We start from the raw sequence: 15,017 nt of genomic DNA, 5'->3' as shown, positions 1-15,017 counted from the left end.
CCATTGAATTTCATAAAAAAATTTGAGGAGCACGAGATGCGCGTAATTCTGCTGGGAGCTCCCGGGGCCGGTAAAGGTACTCAGGCAAAGTTCATCACCGAGAAGTTCGGTATTCCACAGATCTCCACCGGTGACATGCTGCGTGCCGCCGTCAAGGCCGGCACCCCGTTGGGCCTGGAGCTCAAGAAAGTCATGGATGCCGGCCAGTTGGTTTCCGACGAGCTGATCATCAGCCTGGTCAAGGAGCGCATCGCCCAGCCGGACTGCGCCAACGGCTGCCTGTTCGACGGTTTCCCACGCACCATTCCGCAGGCTGAAGCCATGGTCGCTGCCGGTGTCGACATCGACGCCGTGGTCGAGATCGCCGTGGACGACGAAGAGATCGTTGGCCGCATGGCTGGCCGCCGCGTGCACCCGGCCTCGGGCCGTACCTACCACATTCAGTACAACCCGCCGAAAGTGGAAGGCAAGGACGACGTTACAGGCGAAGACCTGATTCAGCGTGACGACGACAAGGAAGAAACCGTGCGTCATCGTCTCTCGGTCTACCACAGCCAGACCAAGCCGCTGGTGGAGTTCTACCAGAAGCTCTCGGCCGCCAACGCCGGCAAGCCCAAGTACAGCCACATCGAAGGCGTAGGTTCGGTCGACTCGATCACCACCAAGGTGCTGGCTGCTTTGAGCTGATCCATCACCGTGCGTCACAACGGCCCGCTTGCGGGCCGTTGTCGTTTCAGGGCTGCAATCCACGGCCCGCCGCGGCCCTTGTAGGAGCGGCCTTGTGCCGCGATGGGCCGCAAAGCGGCCCCGGCAATTTCTGCGGCGAAGCTGAAATCGTGGGGCCGCGTTGCGGCCCATCGCGGCACAAGGCCGCTCCTACAAGGGCCGCGTTGCGCCCCATCGCGGCACAAGGCCGCTCCTACAAGGGCCGCACAGCGCCCCCTCGGGACACAACGCCGCTGCTGCTCTATACTGCCGCTCTTTTCATTCGCACCTGGATACCCGTTCGATGACCACCCTGCTGGCCCTGGATACCGCCACCGAAGCCTGTTCCGTTGCGCTGCTGCATGATGGCAAGGTAACCAGCCATTACGAGGTGATCCCGCGCATGCATGCGCAAAAGCTGCTGCCAATGATCAAGCAGTTGCTGGCGGATGCCGGGGTGGCCTTGAACGACCTCGACGCTATCGCGTTTGGCCGTGGCCCTGGCGCCTTCACCGGCGTGCGTATTGCCATAGGTGTAGTGCAGGGTCTGGCTTTTGCATTGGAGCGCCCGGTCTTGCCGGTCTCCAACCTGGCGGCACTGGCTCAGGGCGCTCTGCGTGAACAAGGCGTGCAGCAAGTCGCAGCGGCGATTGATGCTCGTATGGGCGAAGTCTATTGGGGCTGCTACCAGGCGGTGGCCGGGGAGATGCGCCTGCAAGGGCTGGAGGCGGTGCTGCCGCCGGAGCGCGTGGCGTTGCCAGAGGGCAGCCATGGTCAATGGTTCGGCGCCGGCACGGGCTGGAGCTACGCCGAGCAGTTGGCGGTGCAGGCCAGTGCCAGCAACCCCGCGGCGTTGCCCAATGCCCTGGATATTCTCACCCTGGCCAATTTCGCCTGGGCCCGCGGCGAGGCCATCGCCGCCGAGCAGGCGCAGCCGGTCTACCTGCGTGACAACGTCGCCACCCCCAAGGCACGTTGAGTGCTGTTCGTCGGTTATCGCACTTGACGATAAGACCTTTGCTGCGAAGTGTGGTCCAGTTATCACGGGAGCATTAGCGGCGCGGGCCGGATGCTGCTAAATTGCCATCACTGGTCCTGAGTACTCATTCATGCGTATCGACGGTTTCTCATCGCAGTCTTATCCCATCAAGCGCATGCCGCGAAAGGCGCCGGTGCGCGATGAGACGATTGACGATGGCGAACTGATCGAAGAGGGGGACGCCGCCCAGGAGGCGACTCCACGTCCCCGTTCGGGAGGTTTGCCAGCTCGCCAGCAGGACATGGTGTTCCCTCGCGCTCGCGATCGGCGCACGGCAACCGCCCTTGCCAGTTACCTCAGTACTGCAGGCTTTACTGACTGGGAAATGGAAGTACTGGGGCTCGACCTGTACATTTGAGGGATGACTCTATCCCACCTGCCTTATTTTCTCGGTTGTCCGTCGTGGAGTGAAAACGCCTGGCGCGACTATCTGTATCCCGCTGATGCCCGCACCAACGAGTTCCTGGGTCTGTACAGCCAGGTGTTCAACGCGGTGGAGGGTAACACCACCTTCTATGCCCGCCCTGCGCCGGCTACCGTCGCACGCTGGGCTCAGGTGATGCCTGCGCACTTTCGCTTTACCGCGAAGTTCCCCGGTGACGTAAGCCACGAGGGCGACCTGCGTGACCGGCTCGAGTCAGCCTTCGACTTCACACGGCTGCTGGCGCCGCTTGGCCAGCGGGTATCGCCGTACTGGCTGCAACTGCCGGCCCAGTTCGGCCCAGCGCGTTTGGCAGAGCTGGGCGCCTTTCTCGATCAGATTGGGGTACCGGTGGCGGTGGAGGTGCGCAACCAGGCGTTCTTCGCCAAAGGTGAAGAAGAGCGCCTGCTCAACCGCTTGCTGCATGAACGTGGCGTGGAGCGCATCTGCCTGGACCCGCGTGCACTGTTCAGTTGCGCCTCGCGCGAACCTGCCGTGCTTCATGCCCAGGCCAAGAAACCCAAAGTGCCGCCGCGCCCGGCGGCGTTCAGTCAGCACCCGCAGGTGCGTTTCATCGGCCACCCCGAACTCGAAGCCAACGAACCCTTCCTCACGCCGTGGGTGGAAAAGGTCGCCCGCTGGGTAGAGGAGGGGCGCAGCCCCTATGTCTTTCTGCATACCTCTGACAATCGCCTGGCTGCCGCGTTGGCCCAGCGCTTCCATCAGCGGCTGATGGCCCGCCTGCCTGGCCTGGCGGCTTTGCCGGAATTGCCGCGCGCCCCTGAGGTCGAACAACTGGGACTACTCTGATCTTTCCCCGACCACCCGGAGGTTGTGACCATGGATGTACAAACCCTGCGCGCTGAAGCCTTCAAGGCGCTGCACGAGCGTGATGGCGCCTTCGTCATCCCCAACCCTTGGGATGCCGGCTCCGCCAAGCTCCTTGCAAGCCTTGGCTTCGAGGCGCTGGCCACAACCAGTGCGGGCCTCGCCTTCAGCCTCGGGCGGCCGGACGCCGAGGGCGCCTTGAGCCTGGATGAAACACTCGACAACGCCGGGCATATCGTTGATGCGACGGCCCTGCCGGTTGCGGCCGATCTGGAAAATGGCTTTGGCGACCTGCCCGAGGCCTGCGCCCAGACCATTCTGCGCGCCGCCGAAACGGGCTTGGTGGGAGGGTCGATCGAAGATGCCAGTGGCCACAGCGATGCGCCTATCTATGACTTCGGCCTGGCGGTGGAGCGGGTGCGTGCCGCCGTGCAGGCCGCGCGCAGCTTGCCATTCCCGTTCACGCTCTGTGCCCGTGCGGAGAACCTGCTGCACGGGCGCATGGACCTGGACGACACCATCCTGCGCCTGCAGGCCTATGCCGAGGCGGGCGCCGATGTGCTGTATGCGCCAGGGCTGCGCAGCGTTGACGAGATCCGTGCGGTGGTGCAGGCCGTGGCGCCGAAACCGGTGAACGTGCTGATGGGGCTGGCAGGCGTGCCGCTGAGCGTCAACCAGTTGCAGGACCTGGGCGTGCGCCGTATCAGCGTAGGCTCGTCGTTGGCCCGCGTGGCACTCGGGGCACTCCAGCGCGCGGCGCTGGAGATACGCGATCAAGGTACGTTCGGTTATGGGGAGCAGGCGTTGCCCTTCGCCCAGCTCAACGACCTGTTCCGCCGCTGAGGCGGCGTGCGCACACTGGCTTGGCTGGGTGGGCTGCTGCTGATCGCGGCGGGCCTGGCCTGGCACCATGGCTGGCGCCTGCCGGACGCCTGGAACCCTTGGGCGGTGCTGGATGTGCGCCAGCCACCCAACCTGTTGACCCCTTACAAGCTGGCACGCCTGCGCGACGATCCAGGGTTGTGTCGCCAGGCGCTGGAAACCAGCGATCTGCGCTTCAAGGCGCAGGCCGACAGCCCGGCAACGGCCAACTGCCCGCTGCGCAATGTGTGGCGTATCGAGCGGGGGCAGGCGCGCCTGGGCAGCAGTTTTCTCGCCACCTGCCCGCTGGCGGTGGCGTATGCCTTGTTCGAGGTGCACGGCCTGCAACCCGCGGCGCAAAGGGTATTCGGCGAGCCCGTGGCGCAGGTCGAGCACCTGGGCAGCTTCGCTTGCCGCAACGTCTACCACCGCAAGCAGGGGCGGCTGAGCCAGCACGCCACGGCCAATGCCCTGGACATCAGCGGCTTTCGCCTGCAGGGCGGTGAGCGCATCGTGCTGGCGCGGGACTGGCAGGCCGGTGGGCAGAAGGCGCAGTTTCTGCGCGAGGTTCAACAGGCGGCGTGCGAAAGCTTCAGTACGGTGCTGGGCCCGGACTACAATGCCGCCCACCACAACCACTTTCACCTGGACATGGGGCGCTGGCAGGCGTGCCGCTGATCTCAGGCGTGGACGCGGACGTTGTTCAGCACCACTGGACGTGCCCAGTGAATGTCGAATTCCAGGTCGTTCTGCTGCTTGGCTATTGACGCGTCGTCGAAGGGTTCTGGCGCCGGGTCGAGCAGGTTCATTTCCAACTCGGCGATCGGCAGGTGCAGCGGACGCGGTGACGGCCCCGGGCCAGGTTCAGGCAGTGGGTGGCCCTGGCTCATGACCACCGGGCGCAACCAGCTGTTGCTGAGGTCGAGCTGGCGCTGTTGCTGGATCAGTTCGGCAGCACTGAAGGGCTCTGGGGCAGGTTCGAGCAGGTTGGCCTCGAGTTCGGCCTTGGGCAGGAACAGCGGCTCGGGTGGCGCAACGATGGTGTCGTGCACTGGGCAAGCGCGCTGGGCGTCAATCAGGGCCAGGGCCTTGGCCCCGCCCAGTGGCTCGCCGCTGTCTTTGTCGTATTGCATCAGCGCCTGGCTGACGCTGTCTGTCCCATCCCCTTGCTGTTCGGCCATGGCACGGGCGAAGAAATCCTGCCACAGGTGGCTGACGCCCCCGAGTGCCTGGGTATTCTGCCGACCGTAGTTGCCGACAGGCGACAGGTAGGTCAAGCCGATGGGAAGAGTATCTGTCATGGCAGTCGCGCGCGTTGTGCTCTGGCAGAATAGCGGGATATTGCCTGTATCGGCCGATGCTGCCGATTCATTAAGGGCTTGGTTTGATTTTTTAGGTGTGGACGATGGAAGAGCAAGGCACGGGGATCAGGGTCGAAGCGATGTCGGCTGAGTACGCGCAACAGGCTACGGCATGGGCCGAGCGCCTGGGCCTGCCGCTGCAGGACGCTACCGCCGGCTTCGCCGTACAGGTAGGTGCTCAAGGCCTGCAGATCCAGCAACTGGGCCCGCAGGCGCCTGGGCCGGTGCGTGTGGACTTCGTTGAAGGCCAGGCCGCGCACCGCCGCCAGTTTGGCGGTGGCAACGGCCAGATGATCGCCAAGGCCGTGGGTATTGCCCAAGGTGTCCGGCCGCAGGTGCTCGATGCTACGGCTGGGTTGGGCAAGGATGCGTTCGTGCTGGCCAGCCTGGGCTGCCAGATGACCCTGATCGAGCGCCAGCCGCTGGTTGCCGCGCTGCTGGAGGATGGCCTGGCGCGGGCGCGATCGGATGAAGAGGTGGGGCCTATCGTCGGGCGCATGCGCCTGTTGACGGGAAACGCCATCGAGCGCATGCGCGCCTGGGAAGGGGAGGCGCCGCAGGTGATCTACCTCGACCCGATGTTCCCGCACCGGGACAAGAGCGCCTTGGTGAAAAAGGAGATGCGCGTGTTCCGGCCATTGGTGGGTGATGACTTGGATGCCCCGGCTTTGCTCGAGGCCGCTCTGGCCCTGGCCAGCCACCGGGTCGTGGTCAAGCGCCCACGCAAGGCGCCGATCATCGACGGGCCCAAGCCCAGCCATAGCCTGGAGGGCAAGTCGAGCCGGTATGACATCTACCCGAAGAAGGCGTTGAAGGGCTAGCCTGCACGCAGAGCGCCTCAGGCGCTCTTGCGGTGTCGCGAATAGTGCTGGAGCCGCTTTGCGGCCCTGCACAGCACAAGGCTGCTCCTATAGGGGGGCGCACACGTCAAGCGGTAGATCTTTCAAGGGTGGAACGCTCGCAAGAACACCCCCACCACCTCGCGCACATGCGCCTCGGCCTCGTCCCGCTCCAGTGGCCCCGCACACCCCAGCAACAACCGATAATCGGGTGCACCCTTGACCAGGCAGAAGAAATGCTCGGCCGCCTGCAATGGGTTGGCAATGCGCAATAGCCCACGCTCATCAATCCCGCGCAGCAGCGCTTCCATGCCTGCCAGCACCCGTTTGGGTCCCGCTTCGTAGAAGAATTCGCCAAACCCCGGGTCCTGGCTGCCCAGGGCCATGATCAGCCGGCTCAGCTTGACTGCCTCGTCGCTGCTGACCAGCGCCTGGAAGCTGCGTGCAATGTTCAGCAGCACGTCCTCCACCGCCGCGCCTTCGGGATACTCGAAGATCAGGTCGGGGAGTTGGTTCTGGCAGGTCGCCATTACCGCCGAACTGAACAGGGTCTGCTTGTCGTTGAAGTGGCTGTACACGGTGAGTTTTGAAACACCTGCCGCCGCAGCGACCGCATCCATGCTGGTGTTGGCATAGCCAAGGCTGAGGAACAGTGTCTTGGCGGCTTCGAGGATCGCCTCGCGCTTGGCGAGGTCCTTGGGCCGGCCGGGGCCGATGGGTGCGTCGTTGGGCATTGGAGTCCGCATCTGGGTGAGAAGGCGCTCATCTTACCGGCTAAGGCGGCTTCCGGCTGCAAGGAACGACCAATCGCTGAGGGTGATTTTCTTTCCGACGCTGGCTTCCCGGCTTCGGTTCCCTGACTTAATATACTCGCCAGTATAAATATTCGATGCGCCCGTCGCGAAAGGATTCATCATGTTGCGTCATGCCTTGTCCCTCGCTCTGCCCGTTGCCGCCACGCTGCTCCTGACAGCCTGTGGCCAGCAAGCCGCTCCGCCAGCAGCACCTCGCCCGGCGCTGGTCGTTCAGCCGCAGCCGGCGCAAGCCGCGGCGGACAGCTACCCCGGTGAAGTACGGGCGCGGCTCGAGCCGGAACTGGCATTTCGTATCGCCGGCAAGGTCACCAAGCGCCTGGTCGAAGAGGGCCAACGGGTGAACGCCGAGCAGCCGCTGGCTGAACTCGACCCCCAGGACGTGCGCCTGCAACTGGAAGCCAACCGCGCCCAACTGGCGGGCGCCGAGGCCAACCTGGCGCTGGTGCGTGCCGAGCGTGACCGCTACCAGAAGCTGCTGGACCGGCAGATGGTCAGCCACTCGCAGTACGACAATGCCGAAAACCTGTTCCGTGCCGGCCAGGCGCGGCTGAAGCAGGCGAAGGCCGAGTTCGAGGTGGCCGGCAACCAGGCCGAATACGCCGTATTGCGTGCATCGCAGGCGGGTGTCATAGCCAAGCGCCAGGTCGAGGTCGGCCAGGTGGTTGCCGCCGGGCAGACAGTCTTCACCCTGGCCGCGGACGGTGAGCGGGAAGTGGCCATCAGCCTGCCGGAACAGCAGTTCGCCCGCTTCGCCGTGGGCCAGCCGGTCAGCGTCGAGCTGTGGTCGCACCCCAATGAGCGGTTCCCGGGGCGCATCCGTGAATTGTCACCTGCTGCCGACCCTCGTTCGCGCACCTTTGCCGCTCGCATCGCCTTCACCTCGGTCAAGGCACCGGCCGAACTGGGCCAGAGCGCGCGGGTGTTCATCGCCCATGACGGGATGGTCCCACTGGCGGTGCCGTTGTCGGCGGTTACCGCTGAAGACGGGCAGGCCTATGTCTGGCGGGTCAACCAGGAACGCCGTGTCGAGCGGGCCGTTGTGCGCCTGGGGCCGTATGGCAGCGAAACTGTACCGGTACTCGAAGGCTTGAATCCTGGCGACTGGGTGGTCGCCGCTGGCGGCCATGTGTTGCGAGAAGGGCAGGAGGTGCGGCCTGTGGACCGCACCAACCGCGTTGTGAACCTGACGGCCAAGGAGTAAGTCCCGATGGGTTTCAACCTTTCCGCCTGGGCGCTGCGTAATCGCCAGATCGTGCTGTTCCTGATGATCCTGCTGGCGGCAATTGGCGCCATGTCCTACACCAAGCTTGGCCAGAGCGAAGACCCGCCCTTTACCTTCAAGGCCATGGTCATCCGCACCCTGTGGCCGGGCGCCACCGCCGAGGAAGTGTCGCGCCAGGTCACCGAGCGCATCGAGAAGAAACTGATGGAAACCGGTGAGTACGAGAAGATCGTCTCGTTCTCCCGGCCCGGTGAGTCGCAGGTGACCTTCATGGCCCGCGACTCGTTGCATTCCAAGGACATTCCCGAGCTGTGGTACCAGATCCGCAAAAAAGTCGCGGACATTCGCCACACCTTGCCGCCTGAAATCCAGGGGCCGTTCTTCAACGACGAATTCGGCACCACCTTCGGCAACCTCTACGCACTGATCGGCGCCGGTTTCGACTATGCGGTGCTCAAGGACTATGCCGACCGTATCCAGATCCAGCTGCAACGGGTCAAGGATGTGGGCAAGGTGGAGCTGCTCGGCCTGCAGGACGAGAAGATCTGGATCGAACTGTCCAACCTCAAGCTGGCCACCCTTGGCGTGCCGTTGGAGGCCGTGCAGCAAGCGCTGCGTGAACAGAACGCCGTCAGCACCGCGGGCTTCTTCGAGACGCCTAGCGAGCGCCTGCAGTTGCGGGTAAGTGGGCGTTTCGCCAGCGTTGACCAGATCAGACAGTTCCCCATCCGTGTCGGTGACCGCACCTTCCGCATCGGTGATGTGGCTGACGTACACCGTGGTTTCAACGACCCTCCCGCACCGCGCATGCGCTTCATGGGCGAGGATGCCATTGGGCTGGCGGTGTCGATGAAAGATGGCGGCGACATCCTGGTACTGGGCAAGGCCCTGGAAGGCGAGTTCGAACGCCTGGCGCGCAACCTGCCGGCCGGCATGGAGCTGCGCAAGGTTTCCGACCAGCCCGCTGCGGTCAAGGCAGGCGTAGGCGAGTTCGTCCAGGTGCTGATCGAAGCGTTGGTGATCGTCCTGCTGGTGAGCTTCTTCTCGCTCGGCTTGCGCACCGGGCTGGTAGTGGCCCTGGCTATCCCCCTGGTGCTGGCCATGACCTTCGCTGCCATGCATTACTTCGGCATTGGTCTGCACAAGATCTCCCTCGGGGCGCTGGTGCTGGCCTTGGGCTTGCTGGTGGACGACGCGATCATTGCCGTGGAGATGATGGCGATCAAAATGGAGCAGGGTTTCGACCGCCTCAAGGCGGCCAGTTACGCCTGGACCAGCACGGCCTTCCCGATGCTCACCGGCACCCTGATTACCGCCGCCGGCTTCCTGCCCATCGCTACTGCCGCCTCGAGCACGGGTGAGTACACCCGTTCGATCTTCCAGGTCGTGACCATTGCGCTGTTGACCTCCTGGGTAGCGGCTGTGGTGTTCGTGCCTTACCTGGGCGAACGTTTGTTGCCTGACCTGGCAAAGTTGCATGCGGCCCGCCATGGGGACGGCGCGCCAGACCCTTATGCCACCCCGTTCTACCAGCGCGTGCGGCGTGTGGTGGAATGGTGCGTGCGTCGGCGCAAGACGGTCATCCTGCTGACCGTCGCAGCGTTCGTCGGCAGCATCCTGTTGTTCCGTTTCGTGCCCCAGCAGTTCTTCCCGGCATCCGGGCGCCCGGAGCTGATGGTCGATCTGAAGCTGGCCGAAGGCGCGTCGCTGGCCAACACCACCGAACGGGTCAAACAACTGGAAGCGCTGCTCAAGCAGCAGGAGGGCATCGACAACTATGTGGCCTATGTCGGCACTGGGTCGCCACGCTTCTACCTGCCGCTGGACCAGCAACTGCCGGCGGCCAGCTTTGCCCAGTTCGTGGTGCTGGCCAAGTCGATGGAGGATCGGGAGCGCCTGCGCAGTTGGCTGATCGACACCGTGGACCAGCAATTCCCCGACCTGCGTGCCCGCGTCACCCGCCTGGAAAACGGCCCGCCCGTGGGCTACCCGGTGCAGTTCCGGGTTACCGGCGAGCATATCGAGAAGGCCCGCGCGTTGGCCCGCGAGGTGGCCGACAAGGTGCGCGAGAATCCCCATGTGGTGAATGTGCACCTGGACTGGGAGGAGCCAAGCAAGGCGGTATTCCTGGAAATCGATCAGGACCGGGCTCGTGCCCTGGGGGTGAGCACCGCGCACCTGGCCAGCTTCCTGCAAAGCTCGCTGACCGGCACCACGGTCAGCCAGTACCGCGAGGACGACGAGCTGATCGAGATCCTTCTGCGCGGCACGCTGAAGGAGCGCAGCGAGCTGGGTAACCTTGGCAGCCTGGCCTTGCCCACGGACAACGGCCAGAGCGTCGCGCTGTCGCAAGTGGCGACCCTGCAATATGGCTTCGAGGAAGGCATTATCTGGCACCGCAACCGCCTGCCGACGGTAACCGTGCGCGCCGATATCTACGACAAGGAGCAACCGGCGACCTTGGTGCGCCAGATCGAGCCAACCTTGAACGAGATCAAGGCCAGGCTGCCGGATGGTTACCTGCTGGAAGTGGGGGGCACGGTAGAGGATGCCGAGCGCGGGCAGAAGTCAGTGAATGCCGGCATGCCGCTGTTCATCGTCGTGGTGCTGAGCTTGCTGATGATCCAGCTGCGCAGTTTCTCGCGCACGGTGATGGTGTTCCTCACCGCGCCCTTGGGGCTGATCGGCGTGACCCTGTTCCTGCTGGTGTTCCGCCAGCCGTTCGGGTTCGTCGCCATGCTCGGCACCATTGCCCTGGCAGGGATGATCATGCGCAACTCGGTGATTCTGGTGGACCAGATCGAACAGGACATTGCTTCGGGGCTGGACCGTTGGCAGGCGATCATCGAGGCTACCGTGCGGCGCTTCAGGCCGATCGTGCTGACGGCACTGGCGGCGGTGCTGGCGATGATTCCGTTGTCGAGGAGTGTGTTCTACGGGCCGATGGCGGTGGCGATCATGGGGGGGCTGATTGTGGCCACGGCGCTGACCTTGCTGTTCCTGCCGGCATTGTATGCGGCTTGGTTTAGGGTTAGGAAAGGTTGAGGGTATAAGGGGGAGGGCGTTGCCCTCCATCGCGGGGCAAGCCCGCTCCTACAGGACTCTGTGGCGTGGGCCCAGTGAATGGGCTGCCAAGCAGCCCATTGGCGATCAGAGGGCGCCAAACACCTTCTTGGCCAGGCTGGTGGCCGCCTGTGCCGGGTTCTGGCGGATGCTCTGTTCCTGCTTGCCGATCATCTCGAACAGCCCGTCCATGGCTTTCTCGGTCACGTAGTTCTCGATGTTGGCATCGTCCTTGATCAGCCCCAGGCCCTTGGCCTGCCCAGCGAAGCTGTTGTACTGCTGGGCCAGGCCGACCTTGTCGGTGGCTTGCTTGACGATGGGCAGGAACTTGGCGCGGATCTGTTCGCGGCTGCTCTTGTTCAGGTACTGGGTGGCCGAATCGTCACCGCCGCTGAGAATGCCCTTGGCATCGGTCACGCTCATGTTCTTCACCGCATTCACCAGGATTGCCTGCGCTTGCGGGACCGCTGCTTCGGCGGCCTTGTTCATGCTGGTTTCCAGGGCTTCGACCTGGTCACCCTTGCCGAACATCTTCATGGCTTTGGCGGCTTTGCCGAGGTTGCCTGGAAGTTCGATGCGTACATCCGGGTTGTTGCTGAAACCGCCGGGGGTGCTCAATTGCTTGACGGCGATCTGGGCACCCTGGGTGAGGGCGTCTTTCAGGCCACCGGTGGCGTCTTTCTGGCTCAGGTCGCCAAGCGACAGGGCCAGCGCGCTGGCTGACAGCAGCAGGCCGGCGCACAGCGCAGTGAAGCGCAGGGAGGAGCGGATCATGAAGCGTTCCTTTTCAACAGAAGTAGGCGGAAATCAGCGCACTGGGTCGACTTTGACCCGTACTGGCTGCGCATCGCTGCCATCGAGCGCAACGCCGTGGTGTTCGGTATTGATGAACAGCAGGTTGCCGTCCAGTTCGATCCGGGCACTGACCGCATAGCGGTGGCCGGGCTTGACCTGGGCCGAATCATAGGTGAGGTGGAACGGTAGCGGCACGTTGCCTTTGACCGGGCCGGCCTGGCGGGCCAGGGTCACGGCGGGGGCGTCCATCAGCGACACATCTTGCAGTTCCACGCTCAAGGTGGCGGCGGGCGGCAGCGCGATGCGCTGCAGGTAGAAGACTTCGCCATCCAGGCTGGCCTGGGTCGACGGGGTGTGGCTGGAGCAGGCCGCGAGCAGGGATGCGCAACACAGCATAACGAGCTTTTTCATGGAATCTCCGTTGTCCTTGGAGCTGGCTTGTGGCCAACCCCAGGGACTTTAGCGGATTTTTCCTGCCGATGAAGCCCTAGATGATCGATGCTTCCAGCGAGTCCTCGCGGTGCAGCGCCACTTGGCGAATCGACAGGCGCAGCTCAGCCGACAACACGCGCTTGGCTACGCCCTCGGCAAGTTCGCCAAGCTTGTCGTGGTAACCCAGCTTGCCGTTGCTGTCCGGGCGCAGCACACCTTGTTCGATCAAGGTCTGGATGAAGTGGCGGAACAACGTCTTGTCGAAGAACTCCGGGGCGTTCAGGCCATGCAGGATCGACAGGCGCTGGGCCATCATCACGCACAGGTCTTCCAGCGCCTCGGCACTGAGGGTGTTCTGCCCGCTGTTGAGCAGCAGCGACGTGGCCATGTAGAAGCGCTGCAGCGTCTGGGTAACGGTGCGGGCGAGCAAGGTCAGCAGGACGAATTGCCGCGAGCTCGGTGCCGGGCGTATGTAGACATCGCCTTCCTGGCGCAGCAGGCCCTGTTCGACCAGTGCCGCCAGCCACTGGTCAATCACCGCGTCCAGTTGCTCGGGCGCCCAGCGCAGGAACAGCTCGGCCTGCAGGTACGGGTACAACGCCTGCACGTACTGGCCAAGCAACTGGCGGCTCATTCGCGAACTGCTGTGAAAGAAACTCGCCAACAGCGCCGGCAGGGCAAAGATGTGCAGGACGTTGTTGCGGTAATAGGTCATCAGGACCGCGTTGGCTTCATCCAGGTAAAGGATGCGGCCCAGAGCGTCGTTTTGCTCGGCCAGCAAGTCCATGCCCCTGACGTGTTCGATCAACGCCTTGCCGTCACCCTCTGGCAGGGTCGTGTGCTCGGAGTACGGCACCTTGCGCAGCAAGGTCAGGTACAGGTCCAGCACCCGGTTCAGAGCGTTTTCGTCCAGGGCCAGGCGGCTGGTGGAGAGCAATGCCAGTGCCACCAGGTTGACGGGGTTGACCGCCGCAGCCTCGTTGAGGTGACGAGCCACGGTTTCGCCCAGGCGGGTGGTGGCCTCGTTGAGCCAGGCAGGGCGGAACTGCGGGCCAAGCGCCTGTTCGCGCCAGCCGGGTTGCTGTTGGTCGAGAAAGCCCGCCAGGCGGATCGGTTCGCCGAAGTTGACGTAGACCTGGCCGAAACGCTGCTTCAGTGCGCCGATGACTTTGAAGATGTCGAAGATCGATTCCTTCTTTTTGCTGGCACCGCGCAATTCGCCCAGGTAGGTGCGGCCCTCGAGCACCCGCTCGTAGCCGATGTACACCGGCACGAAGACGATCGGCGTGCGCGAGGAGCGCAGGAAGCTGCGCAGGGTGATCGCCAACATCCCGGTTCGTGGCTGAAGCATACGCCCGGTGCGAGAGCGTCCGCCCTCGACGAAGTACTCTACCGGGAACCCTTTGGTGAACAGGGTGTGCAGGTATTCGTTGAATACCGCGGTGTAGAGCGGGTTGCCCTTGAACGTGCGACGCATGAAGAATGCGCCGCCCCGGCGCAACAAGCCGCCGATCACCGGCATGTTGAGGTTGATGCCCGCAGCGATGTGCGGCGGCGTCAGGCCGTTGCGGAACAGCAGGTAGGACAGCAGCAGATAGTCAATGTGGCTGCGGTGGCACGGCACATAGATCACTTCATGGCCGGGGGCGATGCCTTGCACTTGCTCGATGTGGTTGACCTTGATGCCGTCGTAGATCTTGTTCCAGAACCAACTCAGCACCACTTCGAGGAAGCGGATCGCCGTGTAGGTGTAGTCCGAGGCGATTTCGTTACCGTAGCGCAGCGCCTGCGCCTCGGCTTTGGCCAGGGGGATGTTCTCGCGCTGCGCTTGCTCGGTGATGGCCTGGCGGACCAGTGGGGCATGCACCAGGCCTTTGACCAGATTGCGCCGGTGAGAGATGTCCGGGCCGATGACCGCGGCCTTGAGGTTGCGAAAATGCACGCGCATCAGGCGCTGGGCCATGCGCACGGTGCGTTCGTGGCCTTTGTTGTGCTGCACCAGTTCGCGGACATGCATCGGCGCCGAGAACTGCACGCGGGTCTTGCGCCCCAGAATCAGGATGGTGAGCAGCCGGCGCAGGCGGCCGGTGACCGCCCAGCTGTCGGCGAACAGCAGCTTCCACGGGCTGGATTCACTGGCGGGCGTCTGGCCCCAGAACACGCTGACCGGAATGATCTGGGCGTCTTCTTCGGCATGCTGGGCCACGGCTGCGACCACGCGTTCGAGGGTGGGTGGCGCACCGCGTTTGTCCTGGCGGCCGAGCCAGTCCGGGGCGGGAGTGAGGTAGAAGAACCCGGCAGGCTCGTGAAGTGAACCTACCGCGACCGGCAGCACCGGGCGTGGTAACCCGGCCTTGGTGCATTCGTGATCGAGCACGGCAAGGTCGGTGAGCGAAGGCGATGGCAGGGCATAGAAAACAGGGCGGCTGCGGTCGAGCTGCAGGCTCAGAGACGACTGGTTGATGGTCTCGGAGCGCACCCACAGGTACAACAGGCGACGCAAAGCGCCGAAGATCAGGCGGCGCAGGGGGGAACGGGTCATGGGGTGTGTGCCCTGGGTGTGATTTCAGGTGAATGTGCAGTCAATTAGTCTGCCGTATCTGCGTAAGTTCAGCAAAATCCTGCAGTGATGGGTG

14 protein-coding genes are annotated in these 15,017 nt (G+C 64.0%); 9 read left to right on the top strand and 5 right to left on the bottom strand.

The window, feature by feature from the left end; all coding sequences use genetic code 11:
- The first annotated feature begins 36 nt into the window (after window positions 1–36).
- From adk to APH34_RS16690, 6 genes are all read left to right on the top strand, one after another.
- Window positions 37–687, top strand: coding sequence for an adenylate kinase (gene adk, locus APH34_RS16715; RefSeq protein ID WP_054902143.1), 651 nt, complete (start codon window positions 37–39; stop codon window positions 685–687).
- 322 nt (window positions 688–1,009) lie between these two features.
- Entirely contained in the window at window positions 1,010–1,684 is a 675-nt protein-coding gene (gene tsaB / locus APH34_RS16710; protein WP_054902142.1) for a tRNA (adenosine(37)-N6)-threonylcarbamoyltransferase complex dimerization subunit type 1 TsaB, read from the top strand.
- Between the two features lie 130 nt (window positions 1,685–1,814).
- Window positions 1,815–2,102 carry a hypothetical protein gene (locus APH34_RS16705; RefSeq protein WP_054902141.1) on the top strand — a complete coding sequence of 96 codons (288 nt, stop codon included), beginning with the start codon at window positions 1,815–1,817 and terminating at the stop codon, window positions 2,100–2,102.
- 3 nt (window positions 2,103–2,105) lie between these two features.
- A complete protein-coding gene (locus APH34_RS16700; protein WP_054902140.1) occupies window positions 2,106–2,975 on the top strand; it encodes a DUF72 domain-containing protein in 870 nt (289 codons plus the stop codon).
- Window positions 2,976–3,005: 30 nt separating this feature from the next.
- Complete coding sequence (locus tag APH34_RS16695; protein WP_054902139.1) at window positions 3,006–3,836, top strand: oxaloacetate decarboxylase; 831 nt, start codon at window positions 3,006–3,008, stop codon at window positions 3,834–3,836.
- A gap of 6 nt (window positions 3,837–3,842) precedes the next feature.
- The gene (locus tag APH34_RS16690) at window positions 3,843–4,532 is read left to right on the top strand and encodes an extensin family protein (RefSeq protein ID WP_054902138.1); all 690 of its coding nucleotides are present in this window, start codon (window positions 3,843–3,845) and stop codon (window positions 4,530–4,532) included.
- Window positions 4,533–4,534: 2 nt separating this feature from the next.
- Here APH34_RS16690 and APH34_RS16685 read toward each other — a convergent pair whose 3' ends face one another.
- Complete coding sequence (locus APH34_RS16685) at window positions 4,535–5,155, bottom strand: hypothetical protein (RefSeq protein WP_054902137.1); 621 nt, start codon at window positions 5,153–5,155, stop codon at window positions 4,535–4,537.
- 104 nt (window positions 5,156–5,259) lie between these two features.
- On the opposite strand from APH34_RS16685, the gene APH34_RS16680 reads away from it, so the two are divergent.
- Window positions 5,260–6,036 carry a class I SAM-dependent methyltransferase gene (locus APH34_RS16680; protein ID WP_054902136.1) on the top strand — a complete coding sequence of 259 codons (777 nt, stop codon included), beginning with the start codon at window positions 5,260–5,262 and terminating at the stop codon, window positions 6,034–6,036.
- Between the two features lie 122 nt (window positions 6,037–6,158).
- Here the strand turns inward: APH34_RS16680 and APH34_RS16675 are convergent, their stop codons facing one another.
- Window positions 6,159–6,800, bottom strand: coding sequence for a TetR/AcrR family transcriptional regulator (locus APH34_RS16675; protein ID WP_054902135.1), 642 nt, complete (start codon window positions 6,798–6,800; stop codon window positions 6,159–6,161).
- A 169-nt stretch (window positions 6,801–6,969) separates the two neighbouring features.
- Between APH34_RS16675 and APH34_RS16670 the strand changes: the two genes are divergently transcribed.
- Together APH34_RS16670 and APH34_RS16665 are read left to right on the top strand one after the other, a co-directional pair.
- The gene (locus APH34_RS16670; protein ID WP_054902134.1) at window positions 6,970–8,070 is read left to right on the top strand and encodes an efflux RND transporter periplasmic adaptor subunit; all 1,101 of its coding nucleotides are present in this window, start codon (window positions 6,970–6,972) and stop codon (window positions 8,068–8,070) included.
- A 6-nt stretch (window positions 8,071–8,076) separates the two neighbouring features.
- Window positions 8,077–11,136, top strand: coding sequence for an efflux RND transporter permease subunit (locus tag APH34_RS16665; RefSeq protein ID WP_054902133.1), 3,060 nt, complete (start codon window positions 8,077–8,079; stop codon window positions 11,134–11,136).
- A 105-nt stretch (window positions 11,137–11,241) separates the two neighbouring features.
- Here the strand turns inward: APH34_RS16665 and APH34_RS16660 are convergent, their stop codons facing one another.
- The 3 genes from APH34_RS16660 to plsB all read right to left on the bottom strand — a co-directional run bounded on the left by APH34_RS16660 (window position 11,242) and on the right by plsB (window position 14,923).
- Entirely contained in the window at window positions 11,242–11,928 is a 687-nt protein-coding gene (locus APH34_RS16660) for a DUF4197 domain-containing protein (RefSeq protein WP_054902132.1), read from the bottom strand.
- A gap of 33 nt (window positions 11,929–11,961) precedes the next feature.
- Complete coding sequence (locus APH34_RS16655) at window positions 11,962–12,360, bottom strand: YbaY family lipoprotein (protein ID WP_054902131.1); 399 nt, start codon at window positions 12,358–12,360, stop codon at window positions 11,962–11,964.
- A 76-nt stretch (window positions 12,361–12,436) separates the two neighbouring features.
- Window positions 12,437–14,923: a glycerol-3-phosphate 1-O-acyltransferase PlsB gene (gene plsB, locus APH34_RS16650; protein WP_054902130.1), complete on the bottom strand. Its 2,487-nt coding sequence runs from the start codon at window positions 14,921–14,923 to the stop codon at window positions 12,437–12,439.
- Window positions 14,924–15,017: the final 94 nt, after the last annotated feature.

The sequence above is a fragment of the Pseudomonas sp. NBRC 111131 genome (assembly GCF_001320525.1).
In the GTDB taxonomy this organism is placed as follows: Bacteria; Pseudomonadota; Gammaproteobacteria; order Pseudomonadales; family Pseudomonadaceae; genus Aquipseudomonas; species Aquipseudomonas ceruminis.
Note: the sequence above shows the minus strand (reverse complement) of the source record. Positions and strands in the feature narration are given on the sequence as shown.